General features: G+C 45.1%; 3 protein-coding genes. All 3 read left to right on the forward strand.

What is annotated here, in order from left to right:
• On the forward strand, nucleotides 1–2037 hold a 2037-nt coding region (locus Q365_RS0118115; RefSeq protein ID WP_028024665.1), incomplete at its 5' end, for a calcium-binding protein.
• Nucleotides 2038–2575: 538 nt separating this feature from the next.
• Nucleotides 2576–5212 carry a calcium-binding protein gene (locus Q365_RS0118120; RefSeq protein WP_028024666.1) on the forward strand — a complete coding sequence of 879 codons (2637 nt, stop codon included), beginning with the start codon at nucleotides 2576–2578 and terminating at the stop codon, nucleotides 5210–5212.
• Between the two features lie 749 nt (nucleotides 5213–5961).
• On the forward strand, nucleotides 5962–6187 hold a 226-nt coding region (locus tag Q365_RS0118125), incomplete at its 3' end, for a hypothetical protein (protein ID WP_028024667.1).

A 6187-nucleotide genomic window follows, 5' to 3' on the forward strand; every position in this document is an offset into this window, starting at 1 on the left:
GATGGCGGTAAGAATAATAAATCCATCCAGCAAGATATTGATGTCGCCAACCTAACAAAAAATGGTGATGCAACACTTTCACTCTCGTTCGATTACGCAAACCAATACCGTTTCACCAAAAAACACGGTGTCCGTGATGACACCAGCCCATTTGAGGTCAAGGTGTTTGACCAAGATGGCAAGGTTATCTACCAACAGTATTTTGAAAACACGCAAAGCAATGATCATTTTGAGAATTTTGATGTCGACTTGGTGATCCCTGAAGGGACATCCGGTGTGGTGCTGCGTTTCACTGGCCATGGCAAAGCGGATGGCGCAGGCGCATTGATCGATAACGTATCACTAACTGCTTCAAACACCGTGAATGATGTTATCGATGGCGGTAATGGCAATGACACCATCTTTGGTGAGTCTGGTGATGATGTCATCCACGGCGGGAACGGTGATGACACTCTAAATGGCGGCGACGGAAACGATGTTATCTATGGTGATACTGCTCGTAACCTTCTCATCAATGGCGATATGGAAGGCTGGGGCAACGATTGCGAAAACGCAAGTGCAACCCTCGCTGATCACGCATTCCTTGGCTGGTATACGCCGGGGCATAATCCGATCACTGTTCAACAAGGCAGTATTGCAGGTGGGCCAGAGAACAGCAGCGAAAACACTGTGTTGGATCTAAATCTTGATGGTCACCTTTGGGTACAGCAGGAAGTCGCAACCGCTGATCTCACCACTGAAGGTGATGCGACGATGGCGCTGAGCTTCAACTACGGATTTCGCACCCAAACTGGCGAGCTAGAAAACAGCCCATTCACTGTGAAGGTGTTCGACCAAGACGGCAACGTTATCTATGAAATGACCATTGACGCCTTGCAATCAAACGAAGGATTTTTGGATTTTAATGCGGAATTTGTTTTACCCCAAGGAGTGGAATCCATTGCGCTACGCTTCGAATCATCGGCAAACGGCGAAAACCTGGGAGCCTTGATTGATAATGTTTCATTGTCTCTTGCTGATAATGATGAAAGCAACAATGACATCATCAACGGCGGCAACGGTGACGACAAGATTCACGGTAACGAAGGTGATGACACGCTTCGCGGTAATGATGGTGACGACTTCATCGCTGGCGGCAAAGGTAGTGACACGATCCGCGGTGATAATGGCAACGATACCATTTTTGGTGGAAAGGGTAATGACACCATCTATGGCGACGATGGCGACGATGTTATCGAAGGCGATATCGGTGATGACACCATTAATGGTGGTGACGGCGACGACACCCTTCACGGCGGAAAGGGCAATGACACCCTCAATGGCGGCAGAGGCGATGATGTCATTTATGGCGGAGCTGGTGACGATTTACTGCTCGGCTCTGGCGGCAACGATTCGCTCTTCGGCGGTAAAGGTAACGACATACTGAGAGCGGGCTATGATAATGACATCATTATGGATGGCGGCGCAGGTCTGGATATTTACCAAGGTAGTGAAGGCAACGACACCCTAGTTTTTGACCAAGAAGATTTCTCTGATTTAACTTTCTTGCAAGAAAACAAAACTATTTACATCGGTGACCGTGGTTTTGACCAACTGCTTGTTGAAGGAGACGCGAACGTTGATTTAACGGGTGCTTCTTACGGCGTGACATCTGGGCCTAAGCCAATCGCACAAGTTGAAGCGATTGTTGCCGGTGAAGGTGACCAAACGGTCACGGCGAGCGCGTTCTCTATTAGTGCTCAATCTGATGCAATGCAAACCGAAACGCTGGTTGATCCAGGTAGCTGGGACGGGTTCGTTGCTTACTTGGGCGAAGGTGATGATATCTTCAACTTGGACGCCAAGAACTGGACTTACGATGCATCAGCTGCACCGGCGGCGGAATTGTCTGCGGACATGATTGCGTTCATGGGTTTGAATGAAGCGCAGGCTGATGAATTAGACGCGTATGTATTCTCTTACTCATCAGGCAGCACAGTGACAATCTGGACAGATGCAGAGCAGTTCTACCAAAATGGCGTTGAGATCATCGGTTAGCCGACGTTTTCCAAGCCAAGCTAATTTACAGAGCCCAGCCTAACGCTGGGTTTTGTTGTTTCTGTTCATCCGCTTTTGCTCAATCGTGCGTACTTAGCGATTCATCAGCTTTTATTGGTTATTTGTCTAATACTTTTGCACAAAGGAGATGATGCCAAGACACATATCTCCCTTTTCCAACGCCCTTTTTTTATTGCTCTATTCCGTATTGCAGACGGTTAAAAGCTGCCATGTCAATAACCTATACACAGTGCCGATAGACTGTATGATTTTGATGCTTTACTCATCATCGTATTAGTACTTCATTACTCGATTAGTTACTTCTTATTAATTCATGCAACTGACTTTGCTATGAACATGCCTTACTTCCATTGTTTATATGTGTCTTATCAATAAAGCTAATGTCACAGCATGCGCTGAGTGAATGTTAGTTATACCAAATATAAGTGCCCTTCTGTTAAGTGTAAATGGGGCAATGTATTTCAAAACTTAACGCCATTCATCTGCGCACTTTCAATGGAAAATGAGGGTAAAGGCAATGGCAGATATAAACGGCACATCGAACGCAGATACCTTGTACGGCGACATCGGTAACGGTGACAGCTCACAAAAAACTGGCGCGGTGTTCGTGATGGGTGAAGATTTCACAATGGATAGCGGCAACTTCCATACGTGGTCATTCCCTCCTACGTTGAACTTTACCGGCTCTACTTCTACCGTGACGTACAACGATGATGATGGTCAGCTTAATGGCGATGATCGTTGGAATGAGTTTTCTGATGACAAGACACAAACTGTCGACATCGACGGCCAAGAATATTCAGCCAACGTCGACTACAGCCTCAAATACTGCGACAGCGATGGCAACGTATATACGTTTGCTATTGTGGATGTTGATAGCGACGGCAACGGCCATCACTACTGTAATGTTGGTGAAAACGGCAAGATCCTGATTCAAATCGACGGCCCTGAAATCACGGGCGATACCGATCTTTCTTTGGTTCCGAACTCTTACAGCAATGTCAGCAGCCTCAACTATGCAGACATCACAGAGCCTGAAGTCGTGGACCCAGCAGATTTGAACGACACCATTACCGGTGGCAATGGCGACGACACCATTTTTGGCTTGAAAGGTGAAGACCATATTTCGGGCGAAAACGGTAATGACACCCTGTTCGGTGGTGATGGCGATGACATCATCTACGGGAACACTGCAACACCAAACTACAGCGACGATCCAACCGTCACCGTGTTTCAGATGGGTGAAGATTTCCAAATGCCTTCTGGTGGTAACTTCCACACTTGGTCTTTCCCTAAAAACTTGTCATTTGACGGTGGTAAAACTGAAGTTACCTTCCAAGATGATGATGGTGTTCTGAACGGTGATAACTACTGTAACGAATACTCGGATGACAAATCACAAACCGTGACTATTGATGGCAACACGTATGCCGTCAACTTGGATTACACGCTGAAGTACTGCGATACCGACGGTAACGTTTATACCTTCGCAATCCTTGATGTTGATTTGGATGGCAACGGACACCACTACAATAACTTGAACGAAAACGGCAACTTATTGCTTCAACTTGATGGCCCAGAAATCACTGACGCGACTGATTTGTCTTTGGTTCCGCATTCATACAAAAATATCAACGACGTAAATTACGATGATATTTCTGAAGCGAAGACTCAGAAATCTAACGACAACGACTACATCGATGGTGGCGCAGGTAACGACACAATCTATGGTCAGTGGGGTGATGACGAGATCTATGGTGGTGACGGTGATGATGTCATCTACGGTGGCACAATCGCCACTGAGACGATCGAAACCGACCCAACCGCCAGCGTGTTCATCATGGGTGATGATTTCAGCATGCCGTCAGGTGGCGAGTTCCACACTTGGTGTTTCCCTAAAACGCTGGCGTTCGACGGTGGCACAACAGAAGTCACCTTCCAAGACGAAGATGGTGTTCTGAACGGTGACAATTACTGTAACGAATATTCAGACGACAAAACGCAAACAGTGACGTTCAACGGGAATACCTATTCCGTTAACCTCGATTACACCTTGAAATACACCGATGGCACCAACGTTTACAAGTTCGCAATTATTGATGTGGATTTAGATGGCAACAACCATCACTACTACAACCTTGGCGAGAACGGCAAAATCCTTCTGCAAATCGAAGGGCCGGAAATTACCGCAGCGACCAATCTATCGTTGGTGGCTAACTCTTACGAAAACCTTCGTGAACTCGACTATTCCGAGTTTGCTGAAACGACTCAAGAAGTCACTGTCAGCGACAATGACACCATCAGTGGTGGTGAAGGTAACGATAAGATCTACGGTGGTGATGGTGACGATTTGATTAACGGCGATGCTGGCGATGATAGCCTTTACGGCGGTAAAGGCGATGACACTATCTACGGTGGCGCGGGTAATGACGTTATCAACGGTAACCAAGGCGATGACATCATTTACGGCGGTGACGGTGATGATACGCTCATCGGTGCAAGTGGTGATGATTCGCTGTTTGGTGGCGCAGGGAACGATGTGCTTAAAGCGGGTTATGATAACGACATCATCATGGACGGTGGCACGGGTCTTGACCTTTACCAAGGCAGTGAAGGCAATGACACCATGTTCTTCGACCAAGAAGATTTCTCTGATCTCACCTTCTTGCAAGAAAACAAAACTATCTATATCGGTGACCGTGGCTTTGACCAACTGCTTGTTGAAGGTGATGCGAACGTAGATTTAACGGGTGCCTCTTACGGTGTGACTTCTGGGCCTAAGCCGATTGCTCAGGTAGAAGCGGTTGTGGCGGGAGAAGGTGATCAAACGGTGACGGCGAATGCATTCGCTATCGCAGCTCAGTCTGATCAGTTCCAAACAGAAACGCTGACAGATCCAGGTGATTGGGACGGTTTTGTGGCTTTCTTGGGCGAGGGTGATGACACCTTCAATTTGGAAGCGGGAGGCTGGACTTATGAAGCGTCTGCTGCGCCTGAAGCTGAATTATCAGCAGACATGATTGCCTTCATGAACCTAACTGATGCCCAAGTCGGCGAATTGGAATCTTATGTATTCACTAAGTCTTCAGGCAGCACAGTGACCATCTGGACTGATGCAGAGCATGTCTATCAAGACGGCAATGAAATTTTCTAATTACGATTGAGCCAAATGATAAAAACCCGCCTAGTGGCGGGTTTTTTGTTTCTTGAAAATATTTAATTTATTCATGTGAGGAAAAATCAAACTATTTCCCCTGTCTTCTCTATCTTCGATTTTGGGTTGGATAAATAACTAATATTCATTTTGTGCCTACTTGTTGTCATAGCATGCCTTTTATCTTTGCATTTCAGATCTAATAGCCTCATTCCCACTTTCTAGTTGTTTGGTGTTTTTTATCTTTCAATGATTTATAAAATCATTTCATGCCATTTTGCTGTCATTTTTATATGGCTAGAAATAAACGCGTGAAGTAAGTTGATTGGTGCTTTCTGTGATAAATGTTTTAAATATTAATGGTTTATCTGTTTATTTTTTGGATTCTTTTTCAGTGCTGGCGGCTAAATCGTTTGGATGAAGATAAATTGGTACTTTCATCACTATTATTAGTGTTTCCTCATGTTATTTATTCTTTAAAATCAAAATCTTGGATTTATGGATGGTTATTTTGTTGGTGTGTGTGTGTATTTTCAGGCTGAATGTATTAAGAGTTTCTCATTATTTATTGTTGTTTTAGTTTTGAGTTATTGAACATGCGTTGTCTCGAATCTAGGAGGTGACTAGTATTACCGCGATTGAAGAGTGAAGCGAATTTATCAAAAAAATAGGATTCTGTTGTGGGTCTTTGGCTTGACATTAATTTGCGCTCGAATTTGCCAGTTTCAATGAAAAATTAAGGATTGACGATGACAAACGTGACGGGAACTAACGGTCAGGATTTCTTGTACGGTAACCAAAATGAAAGCCAGAATCTTTTGGTAAACGGCGACATGGAATCTTGGGGTGATGATGCTGGTAAAGCACACGCACATATCAAAGACACCTTCTTCTCAGGTTGGTATACGCACAACAATGGAACAATCGAAGTTCACCAAGGTAATGGGAAACTAAATAAAGCACTTCAAAACGACA

Origin of the sequence: Enterovibrio calviensis DSM 14347, assembly GCF_000621165.1 — a bacterium.
Lineage (GTDB): Bacteria > Pseudomonadota > Gammaproteobacteria > Enterobacterales > Vibrionaceae > Enterovibrio > Enterovibrio calviensis.

What these genes read in the sequence shown, in the direction of transcription:
- Q365_RS0118120 (WP_028024666.1), top strand. Translation starts at nt 2,576, where the DNA reads ATGGCAGATATAAACGGCACATCGAACGCAGATACCTTGTACGGCGAC.